The sequence below is a fragment of the Collimonas antrihumi genome, from assembly GCF_018304965.1.
In the GTDB taxonomy this organism is placed as follows: Bacteria; Pseudomonadota; Gammaproteobacteria; order Burkholderiales; family Burkholderiaceae_D; genus Collimonas; species Collimonas antrihumi.
Genome location: NZ_JAGQED010000006.1, coordinates 44,399 through 61,275, shown reverse-complemented (window position 1 = coordinate 61,275; position 16,877 = coordinate 44,399). Strand labels below are relative to the sequence as shown.

Below are 16,877 nucleotides of genomic sequence, written 5' to 3'. Positions count from 1 at the left end.
AGATACTTGATTACTTAGCTTTGGAGGTTACGATTGCATCGATAACGTTCTTCGGCGCCTCGGCGTAATGCTTGAATTCCATCGAGTAAGTTGCACGGCCTTGAGTAGCCGAACGCAACGAAGTCGAGTAACCGAACATTTCCGACAGAGGTACTTCGGCCTTGATGATCTTGCCGCCACCGCCGGCGATTTCATCCATACCTTGAACCATACCGCGACGCGACGACAGATCGCCCATCACAGTACCGGCGTAGTCTTCCGGAGTTTCAACTTCAACAGCCATCATCGGCTCCAGAATAACCGGGCTGGCTTTACGGCAGCCGTCCTTGAACGCCATCGAAGCGGCCATGCGGAACGCATTTTCGTTCGAGTCGACGTCATGGTACGAACCGAAGAACAGGGTTACCTTGACGTCTACCACCGGGTAGCCGGCCAGGACACCGGTGTTCAATGTTTCACGAACACCCTTTTCAACTGCAGGGATGTATTCGCGTGGAACAGTACCGCCCTTGATCGCGTCGACGAACTCAAAGCCCTTGCCCGGTTCTTGCGGTTCGATCTTCAGAACCACGTGACCGTATTGACCACGACCACCTGATTGCTTGACGAACTTGCCTTCGATTTCTTCGCAAGTCTTGCGGATGGTTTCGCGGTACGCAACTTGCGGCTTACCAACGGTCGCTTCAACGTTGAATTCACGCTTCATACGATCGACGATAATGTCCAGATGCAACTCGCCCATACCGGCGATGATGGTCTGACCCGATTCTTCATCTGTGCGAACACGGAACGAAGGATCTTCTGCCGCCAGACGGTTCAAAGCCAAGCCCATTTTTTCCTGGTCTTGCTTGGTCTTAGGCTCAACCGCTTGCGAAATCACAGGCTCAGGGAAAATCATGCGTTCCAGGATGATGAATGCATTGGCGTCGCACAGTGTGTCGCCAGTGGTTGTATCCTTCATCCCGATCAGTGCAGCGATGTCACCGGCCAGAATTTCCTTGATTTCTTCGCGTTGGTTCGCGTGCATCTGCACGATACGGCCGATACGCTCCTTTTTACCCTTGATCGAGTTCAGGACGGTGTCGCCCGAATTCAATGTACCCGAGTAGCAGCGCATGAAGCAGATCTGACCAACGAACGGATCGGTTGCGATCTTGAACGCCAGGCCGGAGAACTTTTCGCCGTCTTCCGGCTTACGCGAGATCGGTGCATCATCTTCGTCCAGGCCAGGTACTGGCGGAATGTCCAGTGGCGATGGCAGGTACTCGACCACGCCGTCCAACATGGCTTGCACGCCCTTGTTCTTGAACGCAGTGCCGCACATCATCGGAACGATTTCGCTGGCCAGGGTACGTTGACGAATCGCAGCCTTGATTTCAGCTTCGGTCAGGTCGCCTTCTTCCAGGTACTTGTTCATCAATTCTTCCGATGCTTCAGCAGCGGCTTCAACCATGTTTTCGCGCCACTTGGCAGCGTCAGCAGCCAGGTCGGCAGGAATATCACGGTAGTCGAACTTCATGCCTTGGGTAGCGTCGTCCCAGTAGATAGCCTTCATCTTGACCAGATCGATCACGCCTTCAAACTTTTCTTCAGCACCGATTGGTACTTGCATAGGCACCGGGTTCGCCTTCAAGCGCGAGCGCATTTGCTCGTACACTTTGAAGAAGTTCGCGCCGGTACGGTCCATCTTGTTGACGAATGCCAGACGTGGAACCTTGTACTTGTTAGCTTGGCGCCAAACTGTCTCCGATTGTGGCTGCACGCCGCCAACTGCACAGTAAACCATGCAGGCGCCGTCCAGAACACGCATCGAGCGCTCAACTTCAATCGTGAAGTCGACGTGGCCCGGAGTATCGATGATGTTGATGTGGTGTTCAGCGAAATTACCCGCCATACCCTTCCAGAAGCAAGTCGTTGCAGCGGAAGTAATGGTGATACCGCGCTCTTGCTCCTGTTCCATCCAGTCCATGGTGGCTGCGCCATCATGCACTTCACCGATTTTGTGATTCACACCGGTATAAAACAGAACGCGTTCTGTAGTCGTGGTTTTACCTGCATCGATGTGAGCGGAGATACCGATATTGCGATAGCGCTCAATGGGGGTCTTGCGAGCCATGATTTAATCCTAAGTCTTTTAATGCACGAAACCGAGCGCCATTTTTGATAAAAATATGCGCTCGGCTCGAACAAATTTCAGATGCGGACAGCGACTCGATTCAGGGAGCCGGCTGCCCAGTCTATTAGAAGCGGAAGTGCGAGAACGCCTTGTTCGCTTCTGCCATACGGTGAACTTCGTCACGCTTTTTCATTGCGCCGCCGCGGCCTTCTGCGGCTTCCAGCAATTCGCCACCCAGACGTTGCGGCATCGATTTTTCGCTGCGCTTGTTAGCTGCTTCACGCAACCAACGCATCGACAAAGCCATACGACGGACAGGACGAACTTCAACTGGCACCTGGTAGTTTGCACCACCAACGCGACGCGACTTAACTTCAACCAATGGTTTGGCGTTGCTGATAGCAAGGGCAAACACTTCCAGCGGATCTTTGCCGGATTTGGCTTGAATGTGCTCGAAGGCACCGTAAATGATGTTTTCTGCGACCGATTTCTTACCGGACAACATCAGGACGTTGACGAATTTCGCAACATCAACATTACCGAATTTTGGATCCGGCAGAATCTCCCGCTTGGGGACTTCACGACGACGTGGCATTTCGATTCCTTTCAATCTTCAGTTGAGCAGCAGATCTTTTGTTTCTGCACGCTCGCGGACAGCCATCATAGCTACCCACTTACTCGGCCCATGGGGGACCGACACTTATTCGCTTGGCTTACGCCGTACGAAAACTATTATTTCTTTGCAGCCTTAGCACGCTTTGCACCGTACTTCGAACGTGCTTGCTTACGATCCTTGACGCCCTGGGTATCCAGTGCACCGCGAACCATGTGGTAACGCACACCCGGCAAGTCTTTTACACGGCCGCCGCGCAACAACACGACACTATGTTCTTGCAGGTTATGGCCTTCACCGCCGATGTACGAAATGACTTCGAAACCGTTGGTCAGACGAACTTTGGCAACTTTACGCAGAGCCGAGTTTGGCTTCTTTGGAGTTGTCGTATAAACGCGGGTGCAAACGCCGCGTTTTTGCGGGCTGTTTTCCAGCGCTGGTGATTTGCTCTTTACGACCGCAGAAACGCGCGGCTGGCGAATCAATTGATTGATGGTTGGCATCGTTATATATCCAACAAAATTACGACGTTAATAACAACAATCCCGAAATCGGTTGTCCGGGATTGGACAGATACTTGCGCTAGGAACCGCACAATTTGCGCACCGTTCGCGCAGTTCGACATTCGGCAGTAGAGGAGAAACGCGCTATAGAAAGCGGAAGCAGACCAAAGAACGTTCGGCCCATAGAGCCTACAATCGAGAACCCGCGAGTATATCCCTATGATGCCTGGCAGTCAACCGCTGTCTTGGATGCGCGGCCCGTAAACACAACACAAACGCAACAGATTGCAACAGCCCCGCCGCCGCACCGGAACATGGCTTATTTGACAATAAACACTATTATTGCCTGCGTTGCCTATATCTCGCTATATCTCACCCGCCCCGGTTCCCGATACCAGCTTTGCGGGATAATAAGGCTCGACTATTTTTCTCACCTATGATGCCAGCCCTGTTTCGCCGCAATAACCTGTTCGTGCTGGTTACCTACCTTGCCTTGTCCCTGGTTCCCTTCGTGCCGCTGCTCTTTGGCCAGACGATCGATCACCCGATCCGGATCATTGTCACGGAAATTGCACTCTGGCTGGTCATCTGGTCCATCTTCAAACGTCCTGCCTGGTTTCACTGGCTGCTGTTCCCGGCCTTTTTTGCCTTACCCACAGAGATCTATCTGCGCAAGTTTTACGGCCAGGGTATTTCCACCCATCACCTCGGCATCATCGCCGAAACCAGTCCAGGCGAAGCTATGGAGTTCCTCGGGAACAAGATCTGGTGGCTGGCGCTGATCCTTGCCCTGGTCATCCTGTGGTGGGCGCTAAGCTGGCTGGCAGCCAGTCGCACCCGCGATCTTGACCTGGAAGGACCTTCGCGCTGGTTTGGCTGGTTAGTGCTTACTGTCGGCTTATGCGTTTGGTTGTATGGGCAGCAGATCGGCATCCAAGCTACGCCTGCGGCTAGTGCGAGCAACAAGACGGCTTCCCTGCCCGCTTCCCAAGGCATGCATTTCGGCAAACTTCCCACATGGGCGGCGACACCGCTGGAAGCGGATCCGGTCAGCCGCACCTGGCCGTTCGGCCTGGCGGTGCGCGGTTACGATTTCTGGAAAGAACGGGAATACCTGGACGAACTTGCACACAAGAACCGCGAATTTCATTTTGGCGCCCATCAGGTCAGCCAGCAAAATACACCGCAAATTGTCGTTATGGTCATCGGCGAGTCTTCCCGCTATGATCGCTGGAGCTTGAATGGTTATCAACGTGACACCAATCCCCTGCTGAGCAAAGAGAGCAACCTGGTCAGTTTTTCAGATGTCATCACGTCGGTTTCGGCGACCCGGCTATCGGTACCGGTCATGGTGTCGCGCAAGCCGGCTACGGATAGCCTGAAAGCCGGTTTCGCCGAAAAATCCTTTATCTCCGCCTACAAGGAAGCAGGATTCAAGACTTACTGGATTTCGAACCAGATGTCGTACGGCAAATTCGATACGCCGGTGTCGGTCTTCGCCAATGAAGCGGACGTGGTGCAGTTCCTCAACCTGGGTGGTTTCACGGATACCTCCAACCTGGATGCCATCCTGCTGCCGCAACTGCAGAAAGCGATGGCCGATCCCGCCACCAAGAAGCTGATCGTGCTGCACACGCTGGGCAACCATTGGAACTACAGCCACCGCTATCCACAGGAATTCGACAAATGGCAACCGTCGCTGTTCGGTATTGAACACCCTGCCTACACCAACCTGGCGAACAAGGCGGCGCTGAACAACAGTTACGACAGTTCTATACGGTATGTGGACTGGTTCCTGTCACAGGTAATAGATACGCTCAGGGATTCGAAGCAGTTGAGCGCGATGATGTACTTCTCCGATCACGGCCAGACGCTGTACGACGGCAGCTGCAAGATCGCCTTCCACGGCCACAACACCCAGTTCGAGTTCCACATACCGGCCCTGATGTGGTATTCCGATTTGTACAAGCAAACCTATCCGGACAAGGTGGAGCAACTGCTGCGCCATAAACGCACGCGGATGACGACCGAAAACGTCTTCCACTCGTTGCTCGACCTGGCCGACATCCGCTATCCCGACGAGCACCTGGAATGGAGCTTCCTTAGCAGCAAGCTGCGGCCGCACAAGCGCTATGTCGACAGCTACGGCTGGACCGACTACGACAACTCTACGTTCAAGGGTGACTGCAGGGAAGTGATCGACAATGGCAAGCCGTTGAAGCAACAGCGGGATTAAGCATTCGATGTTTAGGGCACGAAACAATAAAGACCATAAATGTAGTCCGGTTCAGTCAAGAGCCCCCCAGTAAATCTCCGCGTAAGGTGAGCCTGCATTTGTGCCCACCCTACTTAACTGCATAAGTTTCGGGCTAAATTTGCGTTATATGAATATGGCGTCGGCCGAATGTCGCTAATATGACGGAGGAGCTTTACATGGACAAGGGGGCGCAAATGCCGATCAATATGGAGCAGGAACGATGTTACCAATTCAGGGCTGTCGCTGCAGTTCGCCGTCGCTCTGCTGCCCAGAGCATTCGCGACCTTATGCGCCCCCACGTCACCAGCTACGAGACGCCAAACATGCTGACGGCTGAGACGATACTCAACGGGCGCAAGGGTGAAGATATATTCCAGGCTCTCACCGCATCCGACCTGTTCAAGCAATTAGACATTCTACCGAACTAGCGTGTCCATTTATTGATCTTCATTGCATCTTCAAGCATGCCGATGGTGATCATCCGCCCTCCCAACCGCTCTCTCGCTGATGCTGAGATCGGTGATGCCATAAGGCATTTTAGAAATTCAAGATGCCCAGCCCCGAAAAGAGGGTAGTAGTATTGCAAATCAAATTCGGAGATATCCACCTGGAAACGAAGTGCAAAATCTTTCATCAGCTCGTCAATTGCTTGCGGTTCAAGATCAAGATCATGATAAAGATCTTGATCTCTCGTGATCTCATCCCGTCCGAACAATGGCTTACCAATTTTCGCGACAAGAAATGTAACCAGTCCATCCCAAGCCGCAGCGGATTGTGCCATTTCAGATCCTATCCTTAGGACTGACCATCTGCTGATATAACATCACGGAGCGGTACAAGATTTTCGAAACGTCTGTACCAAGTATCACCCACCCCACCCCTGGAACTGCCCTGCCGACAAACGCCCCGAGGTTTTTAGTGAATTTGATTCGCAAAAACATGAGACTTTTAAAGGACGTAACGGTTGGAAGGATTCTATGCTTAAGTTGAAACGGAAGGGCACGGCGCGAAATAATAGAAGCCACAGAAGTGCCTTTGACAGCCCCTGCAAATTTTCCTCGCGTCTTGATAATTGGTTGCCCCAAAAGAACCATCGCTACACCTCCCGCGTCCTCGATACCCAACTCTTTGCACGTCTCATCCACCGTGATCAGTAAAAAGAGCTGTGGCGGGGTAAGGTTTTGATGAATTCCGAAACTATACACATTGCTTATCCAATTCCTTCGTCATTTAGTTATTTAATTGACATTCAATTGTAACTAAAAACGATATTGCATTAGTAGATTTTGCAGGCAATCTTCTAAGACATGCCCTAAAAGCCGCTCTTTGAAACCTGCCAAAGAATTAATTCAGACGTACCAAAATCACATTCAAGATACGTGTTCATATGATTCGCACAAATAAAAACGGCAGTGGATGATTTCTCATCCACTGCCGTTTTGCTTACTTACCCAACTAAAGGATTAAGCTTCGCCGCTTTCCTGTGCGCCCAGCTCTTCAGCTGCGCGTGCTTCCGCTGCAGCCAGACGTGCTGCCTGCTCGGATTGCAACAGTGCTGTGCGCTCTTCCGCTTCCCAGCTGTCTTTTTCCTTGCGTGCACGATGGAACGCGAGACCGGTGCCGGCTGGAATCAGACGGCCGACGATAACGTTTTCCTTCAGACCGCGCAGAGTGTCTTTCTTGCCCATGATTGCGGCTTCGGTCAACACCCGGGTGGTTTCCTGGAACGATGCGGCCGAGATGAACGAATCGGTCGACAAGGATGCCTTGGTAATACCCAGCAATACGTTTTCGTATGTTGCAGGAATCTTGCCCGCTGCAATCACGCGATCGTTTTCGTCCAGCAGTTCCGAACGCTCAACCTGCTCACCAGTGATGTAAGACGCATCGCCGGCATCAACGATCTGAACGCGACGCAACATCTGGCGTACGATCACTTCGATGTGCTTGTCGTTGATCTTCACGCCTTGCAAGCGGTACACGTCTTGAACTTCGTCGACGATGTAACGTGCCAGCGCTTCGATACCCAACAGGCGCAGGATGTCTTGCGGATCGGCCGGGCCGTCGACAATCATTTCGCCCTTGTTCACAACCTGGCCGTCATGTACCAGCACTTGCTTGTCCTTGGTGATCAGGAACTCGTGCTTGTTACCGTCCATGTCTGTGATTTCCAGACGTTGCTTACCCTTGGTTTCCTTACCGAACGCCACAGTACCAGTGACTTCAGCCAGCATACCCGCATCCTTCGGCGAACGTGCTTCGAACAGCTCGGCAACGCGTGGCAGACCACCGGTAATATCGCGCGTCTTTTGCGATTCAGTCGGGATACGTGCCAGCACTTCACCAACGTGCACTTGCTGACCGTCTTTCACGGTAATCAGCGCGCCGACCTGGAAGCCGATCGTCACTGCGTGTTCAGTACCGGCGATCTTGACTTCTTCGCCTTGCTCGTTCAACAGTTTGACCTGTGGACGAACAGTCTTGGTAACCGAACCACGACGCTTCGCATCGATAACCACCAATGTCGACAGACCGGTAACTTCATCGATCTGACGGGCAACGGTCGAACCTTCTTCGACGTTCTCGAAGCGGACGGTACCGGTGTACTCGGTAATGATCGGACGGGTCAACGGATCCCATGTCGCCAATGCCGTGCCGGCCTTGATGGTCAAGCCATCCTTGACGATCAGGGTTGCACCGTAAGGTACTTTATGACGCTCACGCTCACGGCCATGGTCGTCGGTGATCAGGACTTCACCGGAACGGGAAATCACGATCAGCTCGCCCTTGCCGTTAGTCACGTAACGCATGGTCGCCGTGAAGCGGACCGTACCGTTGGACTTGGCTTCAACACTGGATGCCACTGCCGAACGCGATGCCGCACCACCGATGTGGAACGTACGCATGGTCAGCTGGGTACCAGGTTCACCGATCGACTGCGCAGCAACCACACCGACTGCTTCACCGTTGTTGACCAACGAGCCGCGGCCCAGGTCGCGACCGTAACATTGTGCGCACAGGCCGTAGCGTGTGTCACATGTCAGTGGTGTACGAACCTTGACTTCATCGATGCCCAGGCGTTCGATTTCTTCAACTGCATCTTCGTCCAGCAACGTGCCGGCTTCGTACAGCGTGCCTTGGGTTTCCGGATTGACGATGTCGTTAGCAGCAACACGGCCGAGGATACGGTCGCGCAGCGCTTCGATAACTTCACCACCTTCAACCATCGCCTTCATCGAGGCGCCGTTGGAAGTGCCGCAGTCGTCTTCGATCACCACCAGATCCTGGGTCACGTCAACCAGACGACGTGTCAGGTAACCCGAGTTCGCCGTCTTCAACGCAGTATCGGCCAGACCTTTACGTGCACCGTGGGTCGAAATAAAGTACTGCAAAACATTCAGACCTTCGCGGAAGTTCGCGGTGATCGGCGTTTCGATAATCGAACCATCCGGTTTCGCCATCAGGCCACGCATACCGGCCAGCTGACGAATCTGTGCCGCGGAACCGCGCGCACCGGAGTCGGCCATCATGTAAATCGCATTGAACGATTCTTGCGTACCCTTGGTGCCGTCGCGGCGAACCACGTCTTCTACCTTCAGCTGTTCCATCATGGCCTTGCCGACGTCGTCGCCAGCCTTGCCCCAGATGTCCACAACCTTGTTGTAGCGTTCGCCGGCAGTGACCAGACCGGACGAGTACTGCTGTTCGATCTGTTTCACTTCTTGTTCTGCGGTAGCGATGATGGTTGCCTTTTGTGGCGGTACCAGCATGTCATCCACGCAAATCGAGATACCAGCGCGGGTCGCCAAACGGAAACCGGACTGCATCAGCTGGTCGGCAAACACCACCGTAGCGCGCAGGCCGCACTTACGGAATGCCGTGTTGATCAGCTTCGAGATTTCCTTCTTCTTCAACGCGCGGTTCAGCACGGTGAATGGCAAGCCCTTAGGCAGGATTTCCGACAGGATCGCACGGCCGACAGTCGTTTCGTAACGCTTGATGGTCTTGACGAATTCACCTGTGACCGGATCCTTCGGATACTCGGTAATACGCACGGTAACACGGGTAGTCAGCTCGACTTCCTTGTTGTCGTAGGCACGGATCGCTTCCGACACGTCAGGGAACATCATGCCTTCGCCCTTGCCGTTGATTTGCTCACGGGTGGCGTAGTACAGACCCAACACGATATCCTGCGACGGTACGATCGACGGTTCGCCGTTCGATGGGAACAGGATGTTGTTGGAAGCCAGCATCAAAGTGCGCGCTTCCATCTGTGCTTCGATCGACAGTGGCACGTGGACCGCCATTTGGTCGCCGTCAAAGTCGGCGTTGAATGCGGCGCAGACCAGCGGGTGCAATTGGATTGCCTTGCCTTCGATCAGGACCGGCTCAAACGCCTGGATACCCAAGCGGTGCAATGTAGGCGCACGGTTCAACATGACCGGATGTTCACGGATCACGTCTTCCAGGATGTCCCACACCACGGATGTCTGGTTTTCAACTTCCTTCTTGGCTGCCTTGATCGTGCTGGCGATGCCCATCACTTCCAGCTTGTGGAAAATGAATGGCTTGAACAGTTCCAACGCCATCAATTTCGGCAAGCCGCATTGATGCAGTTTCAGTTGCGGACCCACCACGATAACCGAACGGCCGGAATAGTCGACGCGCTTACCCAGCAAGTTCTGACGGAAACGGCCGCCCTTACCCTTGATCATTTCTGCCAGGGATTTCAGCGGACGCTTGTTGGCGCCAGTCATTGCCTTACCGCGACGGCCGTTGTCCAGCAGCGAGTCGACCGCTTCTTGCAACATCCGCTTTTCGTTGCGGGTGATGATTTCCGGAGCGCGCAATTCCATCAGGCGCTTCAGGCGGTTGTTACGGTTGATGACGCGGCGATACAGGTCGTTCAGGTCGGAGGTAGCGAAACGGCCGCCATCCAGCGGTACCAGCGGACGCAACTCAGGCGGGAGCACCGGCAACACTTCCATGATCATCCAGTCAGGCTTGATGCCCGAACGTTGGAACGCTTCCAGCACTTTCAGGCGCTTGGCGTATTTCTTGATCTTGGCTTCGGACTTCGACTCTTTCAATTCCTGACGCAGGGTTTCCGCATCACGATCGATATCGATCGCGCGCAGCAACTCACGGATGCCTTCGGCGCCCATGAATGCGGTGAAATCGTCGCCGTACTCTTCGTACTTGGCAGCGTAGTCGTCTTCCGACATGATCTGGCAGCGTTTCAGCGGAGTCATACCTGGATCGGTAATGACGTAGGCTTCAAAATACAATACGCGTTCGATATCCCGCAGGGTCATGTCGAGGACCATACCCAGACGCGACGGCAGCGATTTCAGGAACCAGATATGCGCAGTTGGCGAGGCCAGTTCAATGTGACCCATGCGTTCGCGACGCACTTTTGCCAGCGTGACTTCAACGCCGCACTTTTCGCAGATAACACCGCGATGCTTCAGACGCTTGTACTTACCGCAGAGGCATTCGTAATCCTTGATCGGGCCAAAAATCTTGGCGCAAAACAGACCGTCGCGCTCTGGCTTGAAGGTACGATAGTTGATGGTTTCAGGCTTTTTTACTTCGCCATAAGACCACGAACGAATTTTTTCGGGCGACGCCAGACCAATCTTGATCGAGTCGAACTGTTCATTTTGCTGAACTTGCTTGAATAAATCGAGCAGTGCTTTCATGTATCACTCCAGTTGGCGTGAAGAAACTAAGATTCTTTACTGTTGCTGCGTAAGGTGGGCACCAGTGTCCACGCGGAACGTTGCTCTTTAAGGGAGCCGATTCAGCGTGGGCAGAAAATCTGCCCACCCTACTTCTCTGTACTCGGATTACTCGCGGTCGAGGTCCATGTCGATACCCAGCGAGCGGATTTCTTTCAACAACACGTTGAAGGATTCCGGCATGCCAGCATCGATTACATGGTCACCCTTGACCAGGTTTTCATACACTTTGGTACGGCCGTTTACGTCATCCGACTTCACTGTCAGCATTTCTTGCAGCACGTACGACGCACCGTAAGCTTCCAATGCCCAAACTTCCATCTCACCGAAACGCTGGCCACCGAACTGCGCTTTACCACCCAGCGGCTGCTGAGTAACCAGCGAGTAAGGGCCGGTGGAACGTGCATGCATCTTGTCATCGACCAGATGGTGCAGTTTCAGGTAATGCATGTAGCCGACCGTGACGTTACGCTCGAAGGCTTCACCGGTACGGCCGTCATACATCGTGACCTGGTTCTTCGATGGCGTCATGCCGAGCTGCTTGGCGATTGCCTCCGGGTATGCCAGATCCAGCATGCGACGAATTTCTTCTTCGTGCGCACCGTCGAACACTGGTGTAGCGAATGGCACACCCTGCTTCAGGTTATCCGCCAGATGCAAGATTTCGTCATCGCTCAAGCCGTCCAGATCTTCCGTCTTGCCCGATTCGTTGTAGATCGTGTTCAGGAACTTGCGCAGCTCGGCAATCTTGGTTTGCGCCTTCAGCATTTCGCCGATACGCAGACCCAGACCCTTGGCAGCCCAGCCCAGATGCACTTCCAGAACCTGACCGATGTTCATCCGCGATGGAACGCCCAACGGGTTCAGCACGATATCTGCTGGTGTACCGTCAGCCATGTGCGGCATGTCTTCGATCGGCAGAATGCGCGAAACCACACCCTTGTTACCGTGACGACCGGCCATCTTGTCGCCTGGTTGCAGACGGCGCTTGACAGCCAGGTAAACCTTGACCATTTTTTGTACGCCAGGCTGCAGCTCATCGCCCTGGGTCAGCTTTTTGCGCTTTTCTTCAAATGCCAGATCGAACTGGTGGCGCTTCTCGGCGATCGATTCCTTGATCGCTTCCAGTGCCACGGCAGCATCGTCATCCGCAGGACGAATATCGAACCAGTGGTATTTGTCCAGGTCTGCCAGGTATTCCTTGGTCAGCTTGGCGCCCTTGGCCAATTTCTTCGGACCACCGTTGACAACCTTGCCGATCAACATACGTTCCAGACGCTCGAAGGCATCGCCTTCAACAATCCGCAACTGGTCGTTCAGGTCCAGGCGATAGCGTTGCAGTTCGTCGTCGATAATCTGTTGTGCACGTTTGTCGCGTTGGATGCCTTCGCGGGTAAACACTTGCACATCGATCACCGTACCGACCATGCCCGAAGGCACGCGCAGCGATGTATCTTTTACGTCCGATGCTTTTTCACCGAAGATCGCGCGCAGCAGCTTTTCTTCAGGTGTCAGCTGGGTTTCACCCTTAGGTGTCACCTTACCGACCAGCGTATCGCCGGCTTCAACTTCAGCACCGATGTAGACGATGCCGGATTCATCCAGACGCGCCAACTGATTTTCGGCCAGGTTGGAGATGTCGCGGGTGATTTCTTCAGCGCCCAGCTTGGTGTCACGTGCAACCACCGACAACTCTTCGATATGGATCGAAGTGTAGCGATCGTCAGCCACGACTTTTTCGGAGATCAAAATCGAATCTTCGAAGTTGTAACCGTTCCATGGCATAAACGCCACCAGCATGTTCTGACCCAACGCCAGCTCGCCCAGATCGGTCGATGCGCCATCGGCGATCACGTCATGCTTGGCGACGCGGTCACCAACTTGCACGATTGGCCGTTGGTTGATGTTGGTGTTCTGGTTCGAACGTGTGTACTTGATCAGGTTGTAGATATCGACACCGACTTCGCCGGCAGTCGCTTCTTCGTCATTCACACGAATAACGACACGGCCCGCATCGACGTAATCGACGATACCGCCACGCAGTGCCTGCACGGTGGTACCCGAGTCGACAGCCACGGTACGTTCGATACCGGTACCGACCAATGCCTTCTCTGGACGCAAGCAAGGAACTGCCTGACGTTGCATGTTGGCACCCATCAACGCACGGTTCGCATCATCGTGTTCGAGGAACGGGATCAGCGAAGCGGCAACCGAAACCACCTGGCCTGGCGCCACGTCCATATACTGGACGCGTTCTGGCGAGACCAGGATTGTTTCGCCGGCTTCACGTGCAGAAACCAGTTCATCGGACAATTTCAGGGACTTGTCGATAGTCGCATTCGCCTGGGCGATGATGTAGCGACCTTCTTCAATAGCCGACAGATAATCGATCTGGTCGGTAACCTTGCTGTCTTCAACCTTGCGGTACGGTGTCTCGAGGAAACCGTATTCGTTCAGGCGAGCATACAAAGCCAGCGAGTTGATCAGACCAATGTTCGGGCCTTCCGGTGTTTCGATCGGGCAAACGCGGCCGTAATGGGTCGGATGCACGTCGCGGACTTCAAAGCCGGCACGCTCACGGGTCAAACCGCCCGGTCCAAGTGCCGATACACGGCGCTTGTGGGTGATTTCCGACAGCGGATTGGTTTGGTCCATAAACTGCGACAACTGCGACGAACCGAAGAATTCACGGATAGCAGCCGAAATCGGCTTGGAATTGATCAGGTCATGCGGCATCAGGTTGTCCGCTTCGGCTTGGCCGAGACGTTCCTTGACTGCGCGCTCAACCCGCACCAGACCGGCACGGAATTGGTTCTCGGCGAGTTCGCCGACACAACGCACACGACGGTTACCCAAGTGATCGATATCGTCCACTTCGCCGCGGCCGTTACGCAATTCAACCAGGATCTTGATCACAGCCAGCACGTCTTCGTTCGACAGCGTCATGGCGCCAGTCAGTTCATCGCGGCCGATACGGCGGTTGAACTTCATGCGGCCGACAGCCGACAGATCGTAACGATCGGCGTTGTAGAACAGGCCGTTGAACAGCGCTTCAACCGAATCTTCGGTTGGCGGTTCGCCAGGACGCATCATGCGATAGATCGCAACGCGGGCAGCCATCTGGTCGTTGGTGTCATCGCTACGCAGAGTTTGCGAGATGTAGCTACCTTGGTCCAGATCGTTGGTGTACAGAGTCTGGATATCGGTAACGTCTGCTTCGCGCAGCTTGGCCAGCAACTCTTCAGTCAACTCGTCGTTGGCGTTGGCAACCACTTCGCCAGTGTCGCCGTCAACGATGTTGCGCGCCAGGACGCGGCCCAGCAGATAGTCTTCCGGTACCGAGATATGCTTGATGCCGGCAGCTTCAACGTCACGCACGTGCTTGGAGTTGATACGCTTGTCTTTAGCGACCAGGACCTTGCCCGATTTGTCGGTGATGTCGAAACGCGCGACTTCACCGCGCAGGCGTTCTGCGACGAATTCCATCTCGGCGCCTTCGTTACGCAACGCAAAGTTGTCGAATACGAAGAAGTTAGCCAGGATCTGCTCGACCGACATGCCGATTGCTTTCAGCAGGATCGTGACTGGCATCTTGCGGCGACGGTCGACGCGGAAGAACAGGATGTCTTTCGGATCGAACTCGAAGTCGAGCCATGAACCACGGTAAGGAATGATACGTGCCGAGAACAGCAACTTACCGGACGAATGCGTCTTGCCGCGGTCATGTTCAAAGAACACGCCCGGTGAGCGATGCAGCTGCGATACGATAACGCGCTCGGTGCCGTTGATCACGAACGAGCCGGTAGTTGTCATGAGCGGCAATTCGCCCATGTAAACTTCTTGCTCTTTCATTTCCTTGACGACCGGCTTGGTCGGCGATTCTTTATCAAGAATCACCAGACGTACCTTGGCACGCAGTGGCGACGCGAACGTCAGTCCGCGCTGTTGGCATTCCTTGACGTCAAACGGTGGATCACCGAGAACGTACGACAGGAACTCGAGACGCGCAAAACCATTGTGCGAAACGATAGGGAAAATAGAAGTGAAAGCCGATTGCAGGCCCTCGTTCTTACGTTGAGACGGTACTTTGTCTGCTTGTAAAAAGCCAAGATACGACTCGAGCTGGGTCGCCAGCAGGAACGGAACGTGGTGAACGTTAGCGCGTTTCGCAAAAGATTTACGAATACGCTTCTTCTCAGTAAATGAGTAGTGCATTGAACACTCCGTGAGTGACAGGAAGGATAGAGAATTCAGGATTCGCTGGATCTTTCAGTCAAAGTAGATAAAACTAATGATCTAGTAATGATCTAGTAATGGTCTAAGTTGAACTGTCTTAACCAACAATTCCTCAAGTCTCAGCCCTTCGAGCTTGATGGCAACGGACGCTTAATAAAACAACAAGCGCTAAACAAAATCGAAAACGACAAAGGAGCCAAAGCCGAACTCTCCTTTTCGAGAGTTCTGCACTTTGACTCCAGCGCAATTAATGCGCTCTAAAAAGCTGAAATTACTTGATTTCAGCTTCTGCGCCGGCTTCAACCAATTTCTTGGCTGCTGCATCAGCGTCGGCTTTCGAAACGCCTTCTTTAACTGCCTTCGGTGCGCCGTCAACCAGGTCTTTAGCTTCTTTCAAGCCCAGACCGGTGATTTCGCGAACTGCCTTAATTACGCCAACCTTGTTCGCGCCGATGCCTTTGAGCATAACGGTGAACTCGGTTTGCTCTTCAGCAGCAGCAGCAGCGCCGCCGCCTGCGCCGCCAGCAACTGCAACAGCAGCTGCGGAAACGCCAAACTTCTCTTCAAATGCCTTTACCAGGTCATTCAATTCCAAAACGGTCAGGGCGCCAACTGCGTCCAGGATTGCGTCTTTGTCAAGTGCCATGTGAAACTCCTAATTTTTTACAGTAATAACATCAGATTGGTTTTAACGCCAAGAAAGCGCCAGAAAACTGCAATTAAGCAGCTTCGGCTTCTTTCTTTGCTGCCAGAGCAGCCAAACCACGCACAAATCCAGACAACGGAGCTTGCATCATGCCCACAACTTGGGCCAGCAGAACTTCGCGGCTTGGAATGTTTGCCAACGCTTGTACAGCCGCCTTATCCAGCGACTTACCAGCGAAGTTACCTGCCTTGACGACCAGTTTGTCGTTGGTTTTTGCAAAGTCGTTGATGACTTTTGCAGCAGCAACGGCGTCCGCGGAGATCGAATAGATCAACGGGCCGGTCATGTCTTTGGCGAGGTCGGCAAACGCGGTACCTTCAACGGCGCGACGTGCCAGTGTATTTTTCAATACACGCAAGTACACACCCTGGGTACGCGCATTAGCGCGCAGTTGGGTCAAGTGACCAACCTGGATGCCACGATATTCGGCCACGACGATAGTCTGAGCAGCAGCTACTTTTGCAGAGACTTCGGCGACTACGGCCTTTTTGTCATTCAGATTGAGACTCAAGATCAACCTCCAAAAATGATGCTCGGAAATTACATAACCTCAAATGGCTACTTACCTCACATCGGTTCGAACACGGCGTCCGAAGTTAGGAGTTCAGAACTTGCGCATGAATATTCGGGGTAAATACTCGAAGTAAATTCACACACAGCGATGAGACTACAAAACTTGTTCGGGTACACCATCTGCGTTGGGTG

Annotated in this window: 11 protein-coding genes; 2 read left to right on the top strand and 9 right to left on the bottom strand. The window is 53.6% G+C overall.

Going from position 1 to position 16,877, the window contains the following annotated elements; genetic code table 11:
• Positions 1–10: 10 nt before the first annotated feature.
• From fusA to rpsL, 3 genes are all read right to left on the bottom strand, one after another.
• Positions 11–2,116: an elongation factor G gene (fusA, locus tag KHU29_RS07695; protein WP_092440522.1), complete on the bottom strand. Its 2,106-nt coding sequence runs from the start codon at positions 2,114–2,116 to the stop codon at positions 11–13.
• Between the two features lie 124 nt (positions 2,117–2,240).
• Complete coding sequence (gene rpsG, locus KHU29_RS07690; RefSeq protein WP_014004390.1) at positions 2,241–2,711, bottom strand: 30S ribosomal protein S7; 471 nt, start codon at positions 2,709–2,711, stop codon at positions 2,241–2,243.
• A gap of 137 nt (positions 2,712–2,848) precedes the next feature.
• Positions 2,849–3,232, bottom strand: a complete 384-nt coding sequence (rpsL, locus tag KHU29_RS07685; protein ID WP_014004389.1) for a 30S ribosomal protein S12 — start codon at positions 3,230–3,232, stop codon at positions 2,849–2,851.
• Positions 3,233–3,668: 436 nt separating this feature from the next.
• On the opposite strand from rpsL, the gene KHU29_RS07680 reads away from it, so the two are divergent.
• Both KHU29_RS07680 and KHU29_RS07675 read left to right on the top strand, forming a co-directional pair.
• On the top strand, positions 3,669–5,468 hold the full coding sequence (locus tag KHU29_RS07680; RefSeq protein ID WP_343216037.1) for a phosphoethanolamine transferase: 1,800 nt from the start codon (positions 3,669–3,671) through the stop codon (positions 5,466–5,468).
• A gap of 197 nt (positions 5,469–5,665) precedes the next feature.
• A complete protein-coding gene (locus KHU29_RS07675) occupies positions 5,666–5,917 on the top strand; it encodes a hypothetical protein (RefSeq protein ID WP_211452248.1) in 252 nt (83 codons plus the stop codon).
• Here the strand turns inward: KHU29_RS07675 and KHU29_RS07670 are convergent.
• The 6 genes from KHU29_RS07670 to rplJ form a co-directional block, all read right to left on the bottom strand.
• Positions 5,914–6,270: a DUF1493 family protein gene (locus KHU29_RS07670; protein WP_211452247.1), complete on the bottom strand. Its 357-nt coding sequence runs from the start codon at positions 6,268–6,270 to the stop codon at positions 5,914–5,916. The genes KHU29_RS07675 and KHU29_RS07670 overlap by 4 nt on opposite strands.
• A 1-nt stretch (position 6,271) precedes the next feature.
• Positions 6,272–6,703: an STM2901 family protein gene (locus KHU29_RS22515; protein ID WP_425514455.1), complete on the bottom strand. Its 432-nt coding sequence runs from the start codon at positions 6,701–6,703 to the stop codon at positions 6,272–6,274.
• Positions 6,704–6,952: 249 nt separating this feature from the next.
• Positions 6,953–11,191: a DNA-directed RNA polymerase subunit beta' gene (rpoC, locus tag KHU29_RS07665; RefSeq protein WP_211452246.1), complete on the bottom strand. Its 4,239-nt coding sequence runs from the start codon at positions 11,189–11,191 to the stop codon at positions 6,953–6,955.
• Positions 11,192–11,338: 147 nt separating this feature from the next.
• Entirely contained in the window at positions 11,339–15,445 is a 4,107-nt protein-coding gene (rpoB, locus tag KHU29_RS07660) for a DNA-directed RNA polymerase subunit beta (protein WP_211452245.1), read from the bottom strand.
• Between the two features lie 292 nt (positions 15,446–15,737).
• Positions 15,738–16,112, bottom strand: coding sequence for a 50S ribosomal protein L7/L12 (rplL, locus tag KHU29_RS07655; protein WP_211452244.1), 375 nt, complete (start codon positions 16,110–16,112; stop codon positions 15,738–15,740).
• A 73-nt stretch (positions 16,113–16,185) separates the two neighbouring features.
• Positions 16,186–16,683: a 50S ribosomal protein L10 gene (gene rplJ, locus KHU29_RS07650; protein ID WP_211452243.1), complete on the bottom strand. Its 498-nt coding sequence runs from the start codon at positions 16,681–16,683 to the stop codon at positions 16,186–16,188.
• Between the last annotated feature and the right edge of the window lie 194 nt (positions 16,684–16,877).

Bases quoted from the DNA above. Each gene is read 5' to 3' on its own strand.
- fusA (WP_092440522.1), bottom strand. From the start codon at position 2,116: ATGGCTCGCAAGACCCCCATTGAGCGCTATCGCAATATCGGTATCTCC.
- rpsG (WP_014004390.1), bottom strand. From the start codon at position 2,711: ATGCCACGTCGTCGTGAAGTCCCCAAGCGGGAGATTCTGCCGGATCCA.
- rpsL (WP_014004389.1), bottom strand. From the start codon at position 3,232: ATGCCAACCATCAATCAATTGATTCGCCAGCCGCGCGTTTCTGCGGTC.
- KHU29_RS07680 (WP_343216037.1), top strand. From the start codon at position 3,669: ATGATGCCAGCCCTGTTTCGCCGCAATAACCTGTTCGTGCTGGTTACC.
- KHU29_RS07675 (WP_211452248.1), top strand. From the start codon at position 5,666: ATGGACAAGGGGGCGCAAATGCCGATCAATATGGAGCAGGAACGATGT.
- KHU29_RS07670 (WP_211452247.1), bottom strand. From the start codon at position 6,270: ATGGCACAATCCGCTGCGGCTTGGGATGGACTGGTTACATTTCTTGTC.
- rpoC (WP_211452246.1), bottom strand. From the start codon at position 11,191: ATGAAAGCACTGCTCGATTTATTCAAGCAAGTTCAGCAAAATGAACAG.
- rpoB (WP_211452245.1), bottom strand. From the start codon at position 15,445: ATGCACTACTCATTTACTGAGAAGAAGCGTATTCGTAAATCTTTTGCG.
- rplL (WP_211452244.1), bottom strand. From the start codon at position 16,112: ATGGCACTTGACAAAGACGCAATCCTGGACGCAGTTGGCGCCCTGACC.